We start from the raw sequence: 13478 nt of genomic DNA, 5'->3' as shown, positions 1-13478 counted from the left end.
CGCCTGCGTCGGGTCCGCCCGGTCGATGGTTCGGCGGTCGCCTTTGTGGCCGCCTTCGCCCGCCTTCGCGCCCGGTTCTGCGGCCGCCCTGGCGCGCAGCGAAGCGATCCAGGCGCCGAGTCTACGCCACGGAGGCCGCCGCCTCCGGCGCGGTGCCGTGGGTGTGGGTGGAGAAGCGCTCGATCGGCGCGGGCCGGCCCAGCAGGTAGCCCTGGGCCAGGGTGCAGTGCTCCGCGGCCAGGAACGACAGCTCCTCGTCCGTCTCCACGCCCTCGGCCACCACCGCCAGCCCGAGGCCGCGCCCGAGCCCGAGGACGGAGCGCACGATCGCGGCCCCCTGCGGGTTGCTGTGGACCGCCTTGATGAACGAGCCGTCGATCTTGATCCGGTCGAACGGGAAAGTGCGCAGGTTCGAGAGTGAGGAATAGCCGGTCCCGAAATCGTCCATGGCGATCCGGATGCCCAGGGCCTTGAGCTGGCGCAGGGTGAGCAGCGCCCGGGCCGGATCGCGGATCAGCGCCGTCTCGGTGATCTCGATCTCCAGGCGCTCGGCCTTCAGGCCGGTCTCGAACAGGGTCCCGTGGACGAACTGCACGAAGTGCGGGTTGTGGAGCTGCACCGCCGAGACGTTCACGGCGATCCCGAGCGGCCGCGGCCAGCCGGCCGCCGTCCGGCAGGCCGCGCGCAGCACCCAGGCGCCGATCTCCAGGATGGCCCCGGTCTCCTCGGCGATCGGCACGAACAGGGCCGGCGAGACGGTCCCGCGCTTCGGGTGGCGCCAGCGCAGCAGCGCCTCGAAGCCCGTGACCCCGCCGGACTCGATCTGCGTCTGCGGCTGGTAGACGAGTTCGAGCTCGTTGCGGGACACCGCGTGGCGCAGGTCGTGTTCCAGCTGCCGCCGGTCTCGGATCTGCGCGCCCATGCTGGCGTCGTAGCGGCGGCAGGTGCCGCGTCCCTCGTTCTTGGCCCTGTAGAGCGCGGCATCGGCGTGGCTCAGGAGCGCCCTCTGGTCCAGCGCGTCGTCGGGATAGACCGCGATGCCGATGCTCGTGGCGATCACCGGGCCGGAGGCGGCCGGCACCGCCGCCAGGGCATCCAGGATCCGCTCGGCCAGCCGCTCGGCGGCGCCGTCGGAATGCGGTGTCAGGATCGCGAACTCGTCGCCGCCGAGGCGGGCCATCAGCTGCGTGGCGTCCAGCAGGCCGCCGACCCGGAGCGCGAGGTCGCGCAGCATCGCGTCGCCGGCCGCGTGGCCGAACAGGTCGTTGACCTCCTTGAAGCGGTCGAGGTCGAGGCACAGGACGGCGAGCCGGGTGCCCTGGACATCCGCGGCGCGCATCTCCCGCTCGAGCCGCGCGTGGAAGCTCGTGCGGTTGGCGAGCCCGGTGAGCGCGTCGTGGTGGGCGAGGTAGTGGATCTCGCTCTCGGCCCGGCGCCGCGCGCGCAGGTCGCGCACCGCCACGGCATGGTGCGGCTGGTTCCCGTACTCGGTGACCGGGCGCATGATCACCTCGACGGGAATCGTGCCGCCGCCAGCCTGGACGAGGTCGGCCTCGAGGGGCTGGTCCGGCGATCCGAGCCCGGGCGTGAGGCCCGGCAGATAGGCGGCGAGGCGCGACCCTATCAGGGCGTCCGCCCCGGCGCCGGCGAGCCGGATGAAGGCGTCGTTGGCGCTGACGATCACGCCCTCGCGGCAGACCGCAAGCCCTTCCACGGCCGCGTTGGCGAGGCTGAGCAGGCGTTCGCGCTCGAACTCGGCGCGCTTGCGCTCCCGCAGGTCGAGCACGAGGGCGGCGCCGGCCAAGAGCAGGATCAGGCAGGTCGCCAGCGCCACGGCGGCGGCGAGCCACTCGGTCCGGACCGCGTTCTCCGGAATCGCCACCAGGGGATCGGGCAGGATGGTGACCGCGCCCATGCCGGTGAAATGGTGGCCGCAGATCGCCAGGATCAGCAGCAAGGCGCCCACGCACCGGCCCCGGATCGTCGGCGCCGACAGGCCGACGACGAGGGCCGCCGCCCCGAGGACGGAGCCGATCACGACCGAGACCGCCACCAGGACGGGGTTCCAGATCAGGTGACCGGTCACTTGGTAGGCGGCCATGCCCGTGTAGTGCATCGCCGCGATGCCGCCGCCCGCCACGGCGCCGCCGATCGCCCCGCGCACCCGCCCGCCCGTCGCTGCGAGCGCGAAGCCCAGGCCGGCGATCGCGACGGCGTCGACGTACGAGAGCAGGGTCAGGCCGACCCCGTAGCCCGAGGGCAGCCCCGGCGCGTAGGCGAGCATCGCCAGGAAATGCGTCGCCCAGATCCCCGAGCCGCCCGCGATCGCGGCGATCGCGAGCCACGTGTAGCGGCTGCGGCGCCCGGCCCGGCCGGCGTGGGTCAGCAACTCGATCGCCGTCGCGCTCGCCAGCGTGCAGACAAGCGCCGCGAGGGCCACCAGCCACGGATTGTGTTCACCGACGAAGCAGCCGATCACGGTCAACATGTAGACAACCAGCAGAGGCTTGTGGCGAATTTGCCCAAACTCTTGGCAGATAGTATTTAATATTCAGCCAACGTGGTCGCTCAATACAAGTGCATCCGAACCTATGTTCGCGTCCGCCGGGCGGGGCTCCGGGGCGGATGGCGGTGCGGCAGGCCTGTCCGCCGAGGGGGAAGCTGGGCTATGGCGGGGCGAGCCGCCGGGCCCGGCGGCCGGTGGGGAATGCGGCGATGGCATACTGGCTGTTCAAGTCCGAGCCCGCGACCTGGTCGTGGGATCAGCAGGTCGCGGCCGGCGCGGCTGGGACGTTCTGGAACGGCGTGCGCAATCACCTCGCCAAGAAGCAGCTGATGGCCATGCAGGTCGGCGAGCAGGGCTTCTTCTACCACTCGAACGAGGGCAAGGCGGTGGTCGGCCTCGTGGAGGTGATCCGGCCCTACTACCCGGACCATACCGACGAGACCGGCCGCTTCGGCATGGTCGACGTGCGGGCCGTCAAGGCGCTGCCCCGCCCCGTGACGCTGGACGCCATCAAGGCCGACCCGGTGCTGGCCGGGATGGTGCTGGTGAACAATTCCCGCCTGTCGGTGCAGCCGGTGACCGAGGCCGAATGGGCCCGGGTGTGCGCACTGGGCGGCCTCGGCTGAGGGCGGTCGAGCTGCGGCTCGGTCAGGCGGCGCGGTTGAGGACGCCGTGCGCCGGAGCCGCGTCGACATCGACCGCCGGCAGCGTGTCCATGACCCGGGCGGCCGGCAGCGTCACCACCACCTCGGTGCCCTCGCGGGGCCTGGAGGAGAGCTGGAACTGCCCGCCGTGCAGCTCCACCAGGCCCTTCACGATCGGCAGGCCGAGGCCGGAGCCCTGCTCGGCGGTCTTGATCGCCAGGGAGCCGCGCCCGAACGAGGACAGCACTGTGCCCAGCTCGTCCTCGGGGATGCCCGGGCCGCTGTCCTTGACCGACACGTACTGACCGCCCGAGGCGGTCCAGCCGACCTTGAGCCAGATCTCGCCGCCCGGCGGCGTGAACTTCACGGCGTTCGACAGGAGGTTCAGCACGATCTGGCGGAGCGCCCGCTCGTCGGCCCAGAGGCGCGGCAGGGATTCGTCGACGAGGCCGTGGACGATCTGGTTCTTGGCCTTGGCGCGGAGCGCCATCATGTGGCGGCACTCCTCCACGACGTGGGCGAGCTGCACCGCCTCCTCGTTCAGCTCGTAGCGCCCCGCCTCGATCCGCGACAGGTCGAGGATCTCGTTGATCAGGTTGAGGAGGTGCATCCCGCTGTCGTGGATGTCGTTCGAGTACTCCCGGTAGGACGGCGCCGTGTGGGAGCCGAACACCTCGTTCTTCATCACCTCCGAGAAGCCCAGGATGGCGTTCAGCGGCGTGCGCAGCTCGTGGCTCATGGTAGCGAGGAACCGCGACTTGGCGAGGTTCGCCTCCTCGGCCCGGCGGCGGGCCTCGTCGGAATTGGCCTTGGCCTGCTCCAGCTCGCCGAACACCGCATCCTTCTCGGCACGGGAGCGCAGGGCCCCGACCGTCGAGGTGTAGAGGCGGCGGGCGAGGCCGAGGAAGAACAGCTGCGCGCCGCCGGCCATCACCACCAGCATCAGCGCGTCCATCCCGCGGGAGAAGGCGGTAAGCGACGCGGTGGCGAGCGCCAGCGGGATCAGGGCGGCGATGGCCGCGAGCGGGACGGTCGCGGCCAGCATCGTCGTGACGGCCGCCGCGATGACGAGGCCGATCAGCGCGAAGGTCCAGCCCCCGGTGGTGCCGAGCCCGATCATCGCCGACCACGAGAGGCTCTGCAGCACCTCGCCGATCAGGAAGCGGCGGCGCCAGCGGGCAAGCGGGATCGTCGCCGGGTCGGCGCGGAGGAAGCGTCGGCTCAGGCTCGTGTTCAGCGTGATCATCAGGAACACGCAGACCGCCCAGGCCGCGGCCACCGGCGGCGCGATCCAGAACGTTGCCGCCGCGGCGAGCACCCCCGCGAACAGCGCCAGCGGGATCCCCGCCCCGGCCCGGTACTGGGCGTAATGGCGCAGCAACTCGTAGTCGAAGGCCCGTTCCAGGCCGGTCTGCGAGGTCAGCTTCTCGCGGGCCGAGCGGATCTCGCGGGCGACGCCGCGGCGGCGCGCGGCCTCCTCCGTCGAGGGACCGCGACCGCGCTGGACCATCTCGACGGTGAGATCGGGCATGCGCGTCTTGACACTCGGCTCGGAACCAGGGGCGGGGGGCGGCGCGGAGGCACTCCGTGAAGATGAGGCGGATGTGTTAAGAAGCGGCTGTCGGTATCGCTCGGATCTTAGGCATTGCGGGTGGTATCGAGACGGCCCGGCGTTCGGATCGGCCTGCGGATCGACGTGCGGTGCCGCACATCGTGCGGGCGGGTGCGCCCGGTAGCGTAAGCCGCGCGCTCGCGATGCCCGAGCGGGGCCGCACGCTGCGATCCGGGACGCCCCGGGCGCACGCGTCGAGGAGGGGTCGCCGACCATGCCGAATCTCACCGTGAACGGGGTCACGCACGCGATCGACGCCGACCCGGACATGCCCCTGCTCTGGGTGTTGCGCGACCGGCTCGACGCGACCGGAACCAAGTACGGCTGCGGCATCGCGCAGTGCGGCGCCTGTACGGTCCATCTCGACGGGCAGCCGGTCCGCGCCTGTCAGACTCGGATCGGTGACGTCGGCACCGCGCAGGTCACGACCATCGAGGGCGTCAACGGCCGGGTGGCCGAGGCCGTCCAGGCGGCGTGGCGCAAGCTCGACGTGGTCCAGTGCGGCTATTGCCAGTCCGGCCAGATCATGTCGGCGATCGGCCTGCTCTCGGGCAACGCCGAGCCGACCGACGCCGACATCGACGGCGCCATGGACGGCAACATCTGCCGCTGTGGCACCTACCAGCGCATCCGTGCGGCGATTCACGAAGCCGCGCGCAGCCTCGCCTGATCCGTCCCGGCGCCCACCTACTCGCCCTTCCCCGCGGTCCCGACCGGAGCCTCGCCGCCATGCTGAACGCCCGTCGACCGAATCCCCTGCCCGTCCGCCCCAGCCGCCGCGGCCTGCTCGCGGGCGCCGGCGCCCTCGTGGTCGCGTTCCGGCTCGACCCGAAATCCGCCCGCGCCGCCGCCGGCCCGAACCTCGCCGACGTGAAGGCGCAGCCCAACGCCTTCGTGCGCATCGGCGCCGACGACACCGTCACGGTGGTGATCAAGCACCTCGACATGGGCCAGGGGAACACCACCGGGCTCGCCACGATCCTGGCCGACGAGCTCGGTGCCGACTGGGCGAAGGTCCGCACCGAGTTCGCGCCCGCCGACGCGACGCTCTACAACAACAGCCTGATGGGCCCGATCCAGGGGACCGGCGGCTCGACCGCGGTGGCCAATTCCTGGTTCCAGCTGCGCAAGGCGGGTGCGGCCGCCCGCGAGATGCTGATGGCCGAGGCCGCCTTCCGCTGGAAGGTGCCGGTCTCGGAGATTACCGTCTCCGACAATCTCGTGCGCCACGCGCCATCCGGCCGGCAGGCCCGCTTCGGGGAACTCGCGGCCTCGGCGGCCTCGCTGCCGGTGCCTTCCGAGCCGCGGCTCAAGGATCCGAGCGAGTGGCGGCTGATCGGCCAGACGATTCCGCGCCTCGATTCCGTGGCCAAGACCAACGGCACGGCCGTCTATTCCCTCGACATCCGCCGCCCGAACCAGGTCACCGCCGTGGTCGCCCGCGCGCCGCGCTTCGGCGCCACCGTGAAGAGCTTTGACGCCGCCGCCGCCCGCAAGGTCGCGGGCGTGCTCGACGTGGTGCAGGTGCCGACCGGCGTGGCGGTGATCGCCCGCGACACGTGGTCGGCCATGAAGGGCCGCGAGGCGCTCACGGTCGCCTGGGACGACAGCACCGCCGAGACCCGCTCGTCGGAAACGATCCTCGCCGAGTACCGGGAGCGGGCCAAGGGCCCCGGCCTGACGGCGTCCGAGCGCGGCGACCCGCAGGCGGCTCTGAAGGGCGCCGCCAAGGTCATCGAGGCCGAGTTCACCTTCCCCTACCTCGCCCACGCGGCGATGGAGCCGCTCAACGCCACGATCGAGCGGGCTTCCGACGGCGGCTACGACGTCTACGCCGGCTTCCAGTTCCAGACCGTCGAGCAGGCGACCATGGCGGCGGTCCTCGGCGTGACGCCCGACCGGGTCCGGCTGCACAGCAACTGGGCCGGCGGCTCCTTCGGCCGCCGGGCGACCCCCACCGCCGACTACCTCGCGGAAGCGGCCGCCGTCTTCAAGGCGTCCGGCGAGAAGGCGCCGATCCACCTCGTCTGGACTCGCGAGGACGACATGGCCGGCGGCTATTACCGTCCGACCGTGCTGCACAAGGTCCGGGCCGGCATTGACGGCAAGGGCGCGGTGGTCGGCTGGGACCACGTCATGGTCGGCAAGTCGATCATGATCGGCTCGCCCTTCGAGGCCATGATCGTCAAGAACGGCATCGACTCGACCACCGTGGAGGGCGCCTCCGACACGCCCTATGCGCTGCCTTCCTATCGGTTCGGCGTCCATAACGGCCGCGAGGGTGTGCCGGTCCTGTGGTGGCGCTCGGTCGGCCACACCCACACGGCCCACGTGATGGAGGTGATGATCGACGAATTGGCCCATGCCGCCAATGTCGATCCGGTGGCCTACCGGCTCTCCCTCCTGACCCAGGCGCCGCGGCTCTCCGGCGTGCTCAAGCTCGCCGCCGAGAAGGCCGGCTGGAGCGCCAAGCCGCAGGATCCGGGCCGCGGCCTCGGGGTGGCTGTCCACGAATCCTTCGGCTCCTACGTCGCGATGGTGGCCGACGTGACCGCGCAGGATGCGGCGATCCGCGTGAACCGGATCGTGGCGGCGGTGGATGTCGGCGTTCCGGTCAACCCAGACGTGATCCGGGCGCAGGTCGAGGGCGCGGTCGGCTTCGCCCTGTCGGCGGTGCTGCGCAACCGCATCACCCTCAAGGACGGCCAAGTGCAGGAGCACAATTTCGACGCCTATGAGCCGACCCGGATGAGCGAGATGCCGAAGGTGGAGGTGCACATCGTGCCGAGCCAGGTGGCGCCCACCGGGATCGGCGAGCCGGGCGTGCCGGTGCTGGGTCCGTCGATCGCCAACGCGGTCTTCGCCGCCACCGGCAGGCGCCTGCGCTCCCTGCCCCTCGACCTCTCGGGTGTGAAGGGCGCGTGAGGAATCGCACCTTCCGATCGCGCGCATTGGCGTAGGACGGAGGGGCCTTCCCCCCAAGGCAAGAGACCCGACTGACGACGGCGCGGCGCGACACCGCGCCGTTTCTTTTTTGCGCCCCAAGACGCCATCTCCGGGCCATGCCCGCCTTCGACGACACCGCCGCGCGCCTGCGCGCCTGCCGCCTCTGCCGGGACACCCCGCTCTACGGCCCGCCCCTGCCCCAGGAGCCCCGGCCGATCGTGCAGGGCTCGGCCACGGCCCGCCTGTGCATCGCCAGCCAGGCCCCCGGCACCCGCGCTCACCGCACCGGTCAGCCCTTCACCGACCCGTCGGGCGTGCGGCTGCGGTCGTGGCTCGGCCTCGACGCGGCGCAGTTCTACGACGCCGCCCGGGTGGCCATCGTGCCGATGGGGTCGTGCTTCCCCGGCCTCGACGCCAAGGGCGGCGACCGGCCGCCGCGCCGGGAATGCGCCGAGCGCTGGCGGGCGGAGCTGTTCGCCGGCCTGCCCGATCTCGCGCTGATCCTGGTGATCGGCCAGTACGCGCAAGCCTGGCATCTGGGAAAGATGGAGGGCGGCCTCACCGGCACGGTGCGGCGCTGGCGCGAGATCCTGGCCGAGCCGCGCCGCCCCCGGGTCCTGCCCCTGCCGCACCCGTCCTGGCGCAACAACGGCTGGCTGAAGCGCGAGCCCTGGTTCGAGGCGGAGCTGCTGCCGGTGCTGCGCGCCGAGGTGGCGCGGGTGTTGGCGGGGTGAGTGGCCGTGCCGGCATTGACCTCGCAGGCGTTCCGCGGAATCGCTGCGGCGACCCCGAAGGACGCGCCGATGACCGAGATTGCCGACCCCCGCGACCGCCTGATCGTGGCCCTCGACCTGCCGAGCGTGCAGGCGGCCGAGGCGCTGATCGACCGGATCGGCGACGCCGCGACCTTCTACAAGATCGGCTACCAGCTCGGCTACGCGGGCGGCCTCGCCCTGGCCGAGCGGCTGGCGGGACGCGGCCTCAAGGTCTTCCTCGACCTGAAGCTCCACGACATCGGCAACACCGTCGAGGAGGGCGTGCGCTCGGCCTCGGGCTCCGGCGCCACCTTCCTCACCGTCCACGCCTACCCGCAGACCATGCGGGCGGCGGTCCGCGGCCGAGGCGCGGGGCTGAAGATCCTCGCCGTGACGGTGCTCACCTCCTACGACGATGCCGACGCCGCGGAGGCCGGCTACGGCCTGCCGGTGGCGGAGCTCGTCGCCAAGCGCGCCGCCCAGGCCGCCGAGATCGGCATCGACGGCCTCGTCTGCTCGGCGGCCGAGGCGAGCTCGGTCCGGCGCGTCGTCGGTCCGGACCGGCTGATCGTCACCCCGGGGATTCGCCCGGCGGGCGCCGAGGCCGGCGACCAGAAGCGGGTTATGACGCCGGGCGATGCCCGCCGGGCCGGGATCGACCACGTGGTGGTCGGCCGCCCGATCACCGGCGCCGCCGACCCCCGCGCGGTGGCGCAGGCGATCGTCTCCGAGATGGCCTGACCGGAACTGGGATTGCCTTCGCGGCGCCCGGATCCACTTCGCTCGTCAAAGCAGGAGACGCAGCATGACGAAGGGCTACTGGATCGCGCGGGTCGATGTCCGCGACGCGGAGGCCTACAAGGAGTACGTCGCGGCCAACGGCGCGGCCTTCGCCAAGTTCGGCGGGCGCTTCCTCGTGCGCGGCGGCGCTCACGAGGCGGTGATGGGCCCGGCCCGCTCCCGCAACGTGGTGATCGAGTTCCCGAGCTACGCCGACGCCCTCGCCTGCTGGAACTCCGACCTCTACCAGGCCGCCAAGGCGAAGCAGCGCGGCGGCGTCGAGGCCGAGATCCTGGTGATCGAGGGCTATGACGGCCCGCAGCCCAGCGCCTCGGAGCCGGCGCCGGACGCGGGCCCGGCCTCCGAGTAGGCCGCTCCGTCATAACGTGCGGAGCGACATGACTCAGGAGGGCCACTTCACCTCCGTCGTTCCGGGGCGCCGAAGGCGAGCCCGGAACCCAGAACCGCCGACTATGCCGAGCCGGGCACCCGGCTCGGCTCTGGACTCCGGGCCCTGCTGCGCAGTCCCGGAATGACGGCCCTGCCTGTCTCGGCCGCCAGCCTCCTCGATCGCCCTATGCCCGCGTCCGGTCTGGCGCCAGGCTCCGCAGCAGGAACGCCGTCATGGCCTCGACCGGCGGTACCGGCTGTAGGGTGGAGCTGCCCACCAGCAGCGGGTGGGTGTAGCGGGCGATGGCGGCGTGGATGCAGGCCGCCGCCTCGGCCGGATCCGCGGCCTCGAACTCACCCCGCGCCACACCGTCGCGGATGATCCGCTCGAACCCGGCGGTGATCCGGGCCACGTGGTGGCGGCAGACCTCCCAGCTCTCCGCCATCGCCGCCTCGATCATCTCGTGCAGGCGGGGACACGCCTCGCAGCGCCGGGTGCAATCGTCGTGCAGGGCCTTGATCGCCGCCACGAGGCGCGCGGTCGCGTCGAGGCCCGGCCGGTCCGCGATCCCCGAGACCACCGCCTCGCTCTCGCCGATCAGGCGCTCCAGCACCGCCTCGTTGATCGCCTTCTTCGAGTCGAAGAAGCGGTAGACGTTGGCCGGGCTCATCTTCAGCGTCCGGGCGATGTCGGCCACGGTCGTCTTCTGGTAGCCGATCTCCCGAAAATACGCGTCCGCCGTCGCCAGGATGCGGCTCCGCGTGTCGGGCGCGCACTCCTCCGCGATCAGGTGGGTCGTATCATCCAGGGACATGCATACTCACTAGGCCATGCCGACCCAGAGCGTCAAAGACGTCAGCGCGGATCGCGTTCCGCGCTGACGGTTCCACCTGCGGCCGGTGCGCGCGCTCGGAACCGGCCCGGACGGCACCGATTGCCCCGGCATCCGGCCGCGAATGCGGTGCGCCTGCAAGGGATGAGCGATGACCTTCACCGACACCCGCGTTCTGATCACCGGGGCCGATTCCGGCATCGGACAGGCTACGGCGGAGCTGTTCGCCCGGGCGGGTGCCGACGTGGCGATCACCTACCACACCGATGAGGCGGGCATCCGCGAGACCGCCGCGCGGGTCGAGGCCGCGGGCCGCCGGGCGCTGGTGCTCCAGCTCGATGTCGGCGATCCGGCCGCCGTCACGGCGGCCTTCGACCGGATCGGCAGCGAGTTCGGCACCCTCGACATCCTCGTGGCCAATGCCGGGCAGGCGATGAGCGGCGTGCCGGTCGCCGAGATGGACGACGCCCTGCTGGAGCGGATCCTGCGGGTGAACCTCATGGGGCCGCTGTTCACCGCCCGGCCCTTCATCAAGATGCGCAAGGCGCAGGGCGGCACCGGCAAGATCGTGTTCGTCTCGTCGGTGGCCCAGCACCTGCCGACACCGGAGAGCGCGCCCTACGGCATGTCGAAGGCGGGCCTCGGCTCGCTGTGCCGCTCCCTGTCGCGGGAACTCGCCCCGGACCGGATCAACGTCAACGCCGTCGCCCCGGGGCTGATCGAGACGCCGATGACCGCCGACCGCTTCGAGAAGCCCGAGGTGCTCGAGCAGTCGCTGGAGCGGATCCCGTGGCACCGGGCCGGCCAGCCCGAGGAGATCGCCCGGGCGATCCTGTACCTGGCCTCGGACGCGGCCGATTACGTGACTGGCCACACCCTGGTGGTCGATGGCGGCCTGACGATGCAGTGGGGCGGCGCCTGAACGGCGAACGGCGCCGGACTCGCGTCCGGCGCCGTTCGGGATCGTCTCGGTTCGGATGCGGGCGGCGGCGGTGCCGCTCGTCCTCAGGACCCGAACTGCGAACCCAGCCGCTCGAGGTATTCGGCGAGGTCGACGCCGCCGATCCGCTTGCCGTAATCGAAGCGCATGCCCTGGCGGATGTCGATGCTGGCATCCCGCGTCGTCAGGGTGAAGGGCCGGACGCAGATCCAGGCCCCGTCGCGGCGGTGCTCGAAGTAGCCGAGGATCTCGTGCTTGGCCATAACCTGTCCTCCGGATCCGTGTTTGGAGACATAACGGTTCCGGTGCTCCCCGGTTCGCACGGCGCGACTGTTTTTCGCGCGCCGACCGATCGGGATGGAGTGTCGGTGATCCGCGCAGCGGCGGGAACGGCCAAGCCTGATCTGGCCTGAGCTTGGCCATTGCGGCGCGAATGCTCGACTGGGCGTCGCCCGATCACCGCCAGCGGTCGAGGATCTCGGCGGTCGTCATCGTCTCGACCTGATGGCCGTAGCGCATCCGGTACATCAGCAGCAGCGCGTCGTGCGCCTCGTCGCAGGAACTGCACAGGCCGTCGGTGGCCAGTACGATCCGGTAGCCGAGATCGACGCCGCCGAGCACCGCGGCGAGCACGCAGACATCGGTCTCGGCGCCGGTGACGATCAGCGTGTCGACGCCCCGGGCCTGCAGGCGGGCGTCGAGGCCGGTCTCGAGCCAGGGCGAGTAGACGGTCTTGTCGACGACTTCCGCGGGCGGGACCAGCCGGGCGAGTCCCGGGACGAGGTCGATCATCTCCGGGGCAAGCCGCTCCCGGGTCATGTCGGCCCAGCGCTCCGAATAGGTTGCCCAGGTCCCACGGCCCTCCCCCGGCCGGGCCGCCGGGATGAAGCGGGTGAAGATGGTCCGCTCCGGGTGCGCCTCGGCGATGCGGCGGACATGCGGCAGGACGCGGGGCATCCACGTGGTCTGCCAATCGGTGGGTTCGGCGAACATCCGCTGCATGTCCACGCAGAGATGGACGCACCCGTCCCCCAGAGGCTTGCTGGGGGAGCCGTCCCCCTGTTCGTGTCGGTCCGTCGATCGAGCGCTTCCAGGTTCCATGACCGCGCAATCAGGCAGGGCGGGGGTTGTTCCTGCGGCAGAATGGAGGACCACGCGGCGCGGGCGGTGCCGCCAAACCGTGCCAACAGCAGGTCGCGCCAAACGAAGACGGCGCGCCAGGGCGCGCCGCTCGCAGGGAATCGATCGGGGCCGCTCCCGACCTGTCGGATCGGGAGCGGTCGGGGTGCGCCTAGCGGTCGGCCTTCGCGCCGGCGGTGGTCAGCGACAGGTAGCGCTCCGTGGTCGGGCGGATCAGGTTGCGCACCGCCTCCGCCATGGTCTGCTCCTCCTTCAGCGACTGCTGGAAGGCCGTCCGGTGGCCCTGCTGGCCGGCGGCATCGCCGATGGTGAGCAGCGACTCGTAGGCCGCGATCTCGAAGTTCTCGAAGGCGTGGTTGGCGTAGGTGTTCTTCAGGATCTCGTCCTGGGCCGGGGTGTGGCCCAGCGCCATCATGTTGCCGACGAAGCCCAGGAAGCCCTCCTTGAGGGCCGAGGGGCTGTCGCCCAGGCTCTGAAGCGCCTCCTCCAGCCGCTGGCGCTGACCGTGCGTCTCCTCGATGTGGCGGCGCAGGGCCTGCTCCATCTCCGGATAGCGCTCCAGGCGCTCGACCTGCCGCTCCATGATCTGCAGCGCCTGCATCTCGAGGGCATGGGTATTCTTCAGGGCCGTGACGTAGATCTCGCGCGCGTCCATGGCCATGGGATCACCTCTTTCGGGTTGCGGGCTCGATGGCCCATTCAACCGGGGAACGCAGAGGCCGTACGGCCAAGTTCCGGCCGGAACGTCGCAGGCGTGGCCCGCGTGCCGTCTGCCGCAGGTTGCGCGGTGACCGGAACTGCGGGGGAACGCCGGACCAGATCGGCTCCGGGCGAACCCAGAACTTAATCCATGTGCTGACAAGGACCGCGCGAGCGTGGCGGCTCGGCCACAGCCGGACGGCACCCGCATGTCCGCGCGCGTTTCCCCGTGT

At 71.5% G+C, this 13478-nt stretch carries 13 protein-coding genes; 7 read left to right on the top strand and 6 right to left on the bottom strand.

Annotated features, from left to right (window positions below; genetic code table 11):
- Positions 1-121: 121 nt before the first annotated feature.
- Positions 122-2488, bottom strand: coding sequence for an EAL domain-containing protein (locus tag AC3WSN_RS06110; protein ID WP_492536750.1), 2367 nt, complete (start codon positions 2486-2488; stop codon positions 122-124).
- A 227-nt stretch (positions 2489-2715) separates the two neighbouring features.
- On the opposite strand from AC3WSN_RS06110, the gene AC3WSN_RS06105 reads away from it, so the two are divergent.
- The gene (locus tag AC3WSN_RS06105; RefSeq protein ID WP_192711133.1) at positions 2716-3132 is read left to right on the top strand and encodes an EVE domain-containing protein; all 417 of its coding nucleotides are present in this window, start codon (positions 2716-2718) and stop codon (positions 3130-3132) included.
- 22 nt (positions 3133-3154) lie between these two features.
- Here the strand turns inward: AC3WSN_RS06105 and AC3WSN_RS06100 are convergent, their stop codons facing one another.
- A complete protein-coding gene (locus AC3WSN_RS06100; protein WP_492536749.1) occupies positions 3155-4681 on the bottom strand; it encodes a sensor histidine kinase in 1527 nt (508 codons plus the stop codon).
- Positions 4682-4976: 295 nt separating this feature from the next.
- Here AC3WSN_RS06100 and AC3WSN_RS06095 point away from each other — a divergent pair, with 295 nt between their 5' ends.
- The 5 genes from AC3WSN_RS06095 (at position 4977) to AC3WSN_RS06075 (ending at position 9613) form a co-directional block, all read left to right on the top strand.
- Positions 4977-5432 (top strand): (2Fe-2S)-binding protein, encoded by a 456-nt coding sequence (locus AC3WSN_RS06095; protein WP_492536748.1) that lies wholly within the window; start codon positions 4977-4979, stop codon positions 5430-5432.
- 59 nt (positions 5433-5491) lie between these two features.
- Complete coding sequence (locus AC3WSN_RS06090) at positions 5492-7687, top strand: xanthine dehydrogenase family protein molybdopterin-binding subunit (protein WP_192711130.1); 2196 nt, start codon at positions 5492-5494, stop codon at positions 7685-7687.
- A 137-nt stretch (positions 7688-7824) separates the two neighbouring features.
- Positions 7825-8442 carry a uracil-DNA glycosylase family protein gene (locus AC3WSN_RS06085; protein ID WP_492536747.1) on the top strand — a complete coding sequence of 206 codons (618 nt, stop codon included), beginning with the start codon at positions 7825-7827 and terminating at the stop codon, positions 8440-8442.
- A gap of 69 nt (positions 8443-8511) precedes the next feature.
- Positions 8512-9204, top strand: a complete 693-nt coding sequence (gene pyrF, locus AC3WSN_RS06080) for an orotidine-5'-phosphate decarboxylase (protein WP_492536746.1) — start codon at positions 8512-8514, stop codon at positions 9202-9204.
- A gap of 64 nt (positions 9205-9268) precedes the next feature.
- Complete coding sequence (locus AC3WSN_RS06075; RefSeq protein ID WP_192711127.1) at positions 9269-9613, top strand: DUF1330 domain-containing protein; 345 nt, start codon at positions 9269-9271, stop codon at positions 9611-9613.
- Positions 9614-9818: 205 nt separating this feature from the next.
- Here the strand turns inward: AC3WSN_RS06075 and AC3WSN_RS06070 are convergent, their stop codons facing one another.
- On the bottom strand, positions 9819-10448 hold the full coding sequence (locus AC3WSN_RS06070; protein ID WP_192711126.1) for a TetR/AcrR family transcriptional regulator: 630 nt from the start codon (positions 10446-10448) through the stop codon (positions 9819-9821).
- Between the two features lie 169 nt (positions 10449-10617).
- On the opposite strand from AC3WSN_RS06070, the gene AC3WSN_RS06065 reads away from it, so the two are divergent.
- On the top strand, positions 10618-11388 hold the full coding sequence (locus AC3WSN_RS06065) for an SDR family NAD(P)-dependent oxidoreductase (protein ID WP_192711125.1): 771 nt from the start codon (positions 10618-10620) through the stop codon (positions 11386-11388).
- Positions 11389-11471: 83 nt separating this feature from the next.
- Here the strand turns inward: AC3WSN_RS06065 and AC3WSN_RS06060 are convergent, their stop codons facing one another.
- From AC3WSN_RS06060 to AC3WSN_RS06050, 3 genes are all read right to left on the bottom strand, one after another.
- Positions 11472-11669, bottom strand: a complete 198-nt coding sequence (locus AC3WSN_RS06060) for a hypothetical protein (protein WP_091716776.1) — start codon at positions 11667-11669, stop codon at positions 11472-11474.
- Positions 11670-11862: 193 nt separating this feature from the next.
- Complete coding sequence (locus tag AC3WSN_RS06055; RefSeq protein WP_492536745.1) at positions 11863-12507, bottom strand: cysteine hydrolase family protein; 645 nt, start codon at positions 12505-12507, stop codon at positions 11863-11865.
- A gap of 190 nt (positions 12508-12697) precedes the next feature.
- The gene (locus AC3WSN_RS06050; RefSeq protein WP_192711124.1) at positions 12698-13207 is read right to left on the bottom strand and encodes a ferritin-like domain-containing protein; all 510 of its coding nucleotides are present in this window, start codon (positions 13205-13207) and stop codon (positions 12698-12700) included.
- Between the last annotated feature and the right edge of the window lie 271 nt (positions 13208-13478).

It is taken from the genome of Methylobacterium sp. FW102-HT35C08 (assembly GCF_058790235.1).
This window is presented reverse-complemented; position numbering and strand designations above follow the sequence as displayed.

Coding starts and splice junctions, on each gene's coding strand:
- AC3WSN_RS06070 (WP_192711126.1), bottom strand. CDS start 10,448: ATGTCCCTGGATGATACGACCCACCTGATCGCGGAGGAGTGCGCGCCC.
- AC3WSN_RS06100 (WP_492536749.1), bottom strand. CDS start 4,681: ATGCCCGATCTCACCGTCGAGATGGTCCAGCGCGGTCGCGGTCCCTCG.
- AC3WSN_RS06090 (WP_192711130.1), top strand. CDS start 5,492: ATGCTGAACGCCCGTCGACCGAATCCCCTGCCCGTCCGCCCCAGCCGC.
- AC3WSN_RS06065 (WP_192711125.1), top strand. CDS start 10,618: ATGACCTTCACCGACACCCGCGTTCTGATCACCGGGGCCGATTCCGGC.
- AC3WSN_RS06060 (WP_091716776.1), bottom strand. CDS start 11,669: ATGGCCAAGCACGAGATCCTCGGCTACTTCGAGCACCGCCGCGACGGG.
- AC3WSN_RS06095 (WP_492536748.1), top strand. CDS start 4,977: ATGCCGAATCTCACCGTGAACGGGGTCACGCACGCGATCGACGCCGAC.
- AC3WSN_RS06085 (WP_492536747.1), top strand. CDS start 7,825: ATGCCCGCCTTCGACGACACCGCCGCGCGCCTGCGCGCCTGCCGCCTC.
- AC3WSN_RS06055 (WP_492536745.1), bottom strand. CDS start 12,507: ATGGAACCTGGAAGCGCTCGATCGACGGACCGACACGAACAGGGGGAC.
- AC3WSN_RS06050 (WP_192711124.1), bottom strand. CDS start 13,207: ATGGCCATGGACGCGCGCGAGATCTACGTCACGGCCCTGAAGAATACC.
- AC3WSN_RS06075 (WP_192711127.1), top strand. CDS start 9,269: ATGACGAAGGGCTACTGGATCGCGCGGGTCGATGTCCGCGACGCGGAG.
- AC3WSN_RS06110 (WP_492536750.1), bottom strand. CDS start 2,488: ATGTTGACCGTGATCGGCTGCTTCGTCGGTGAACACAATCCGTGGCTG.
- AC3WSN_RS06105 (WP_192711133.1), top strand. CDS start 2,716: ATGGCATACTGGCTGTTCAAGTCCGAGCCCGCGACCTGGTCGTGGGAT.
- pyrF (WP_492536746.1), top strand. CDS start 8,512: ATGACCGAGATTGCCGACCCCCGCGACCGCCTGATCGTGGCCCTCGAC.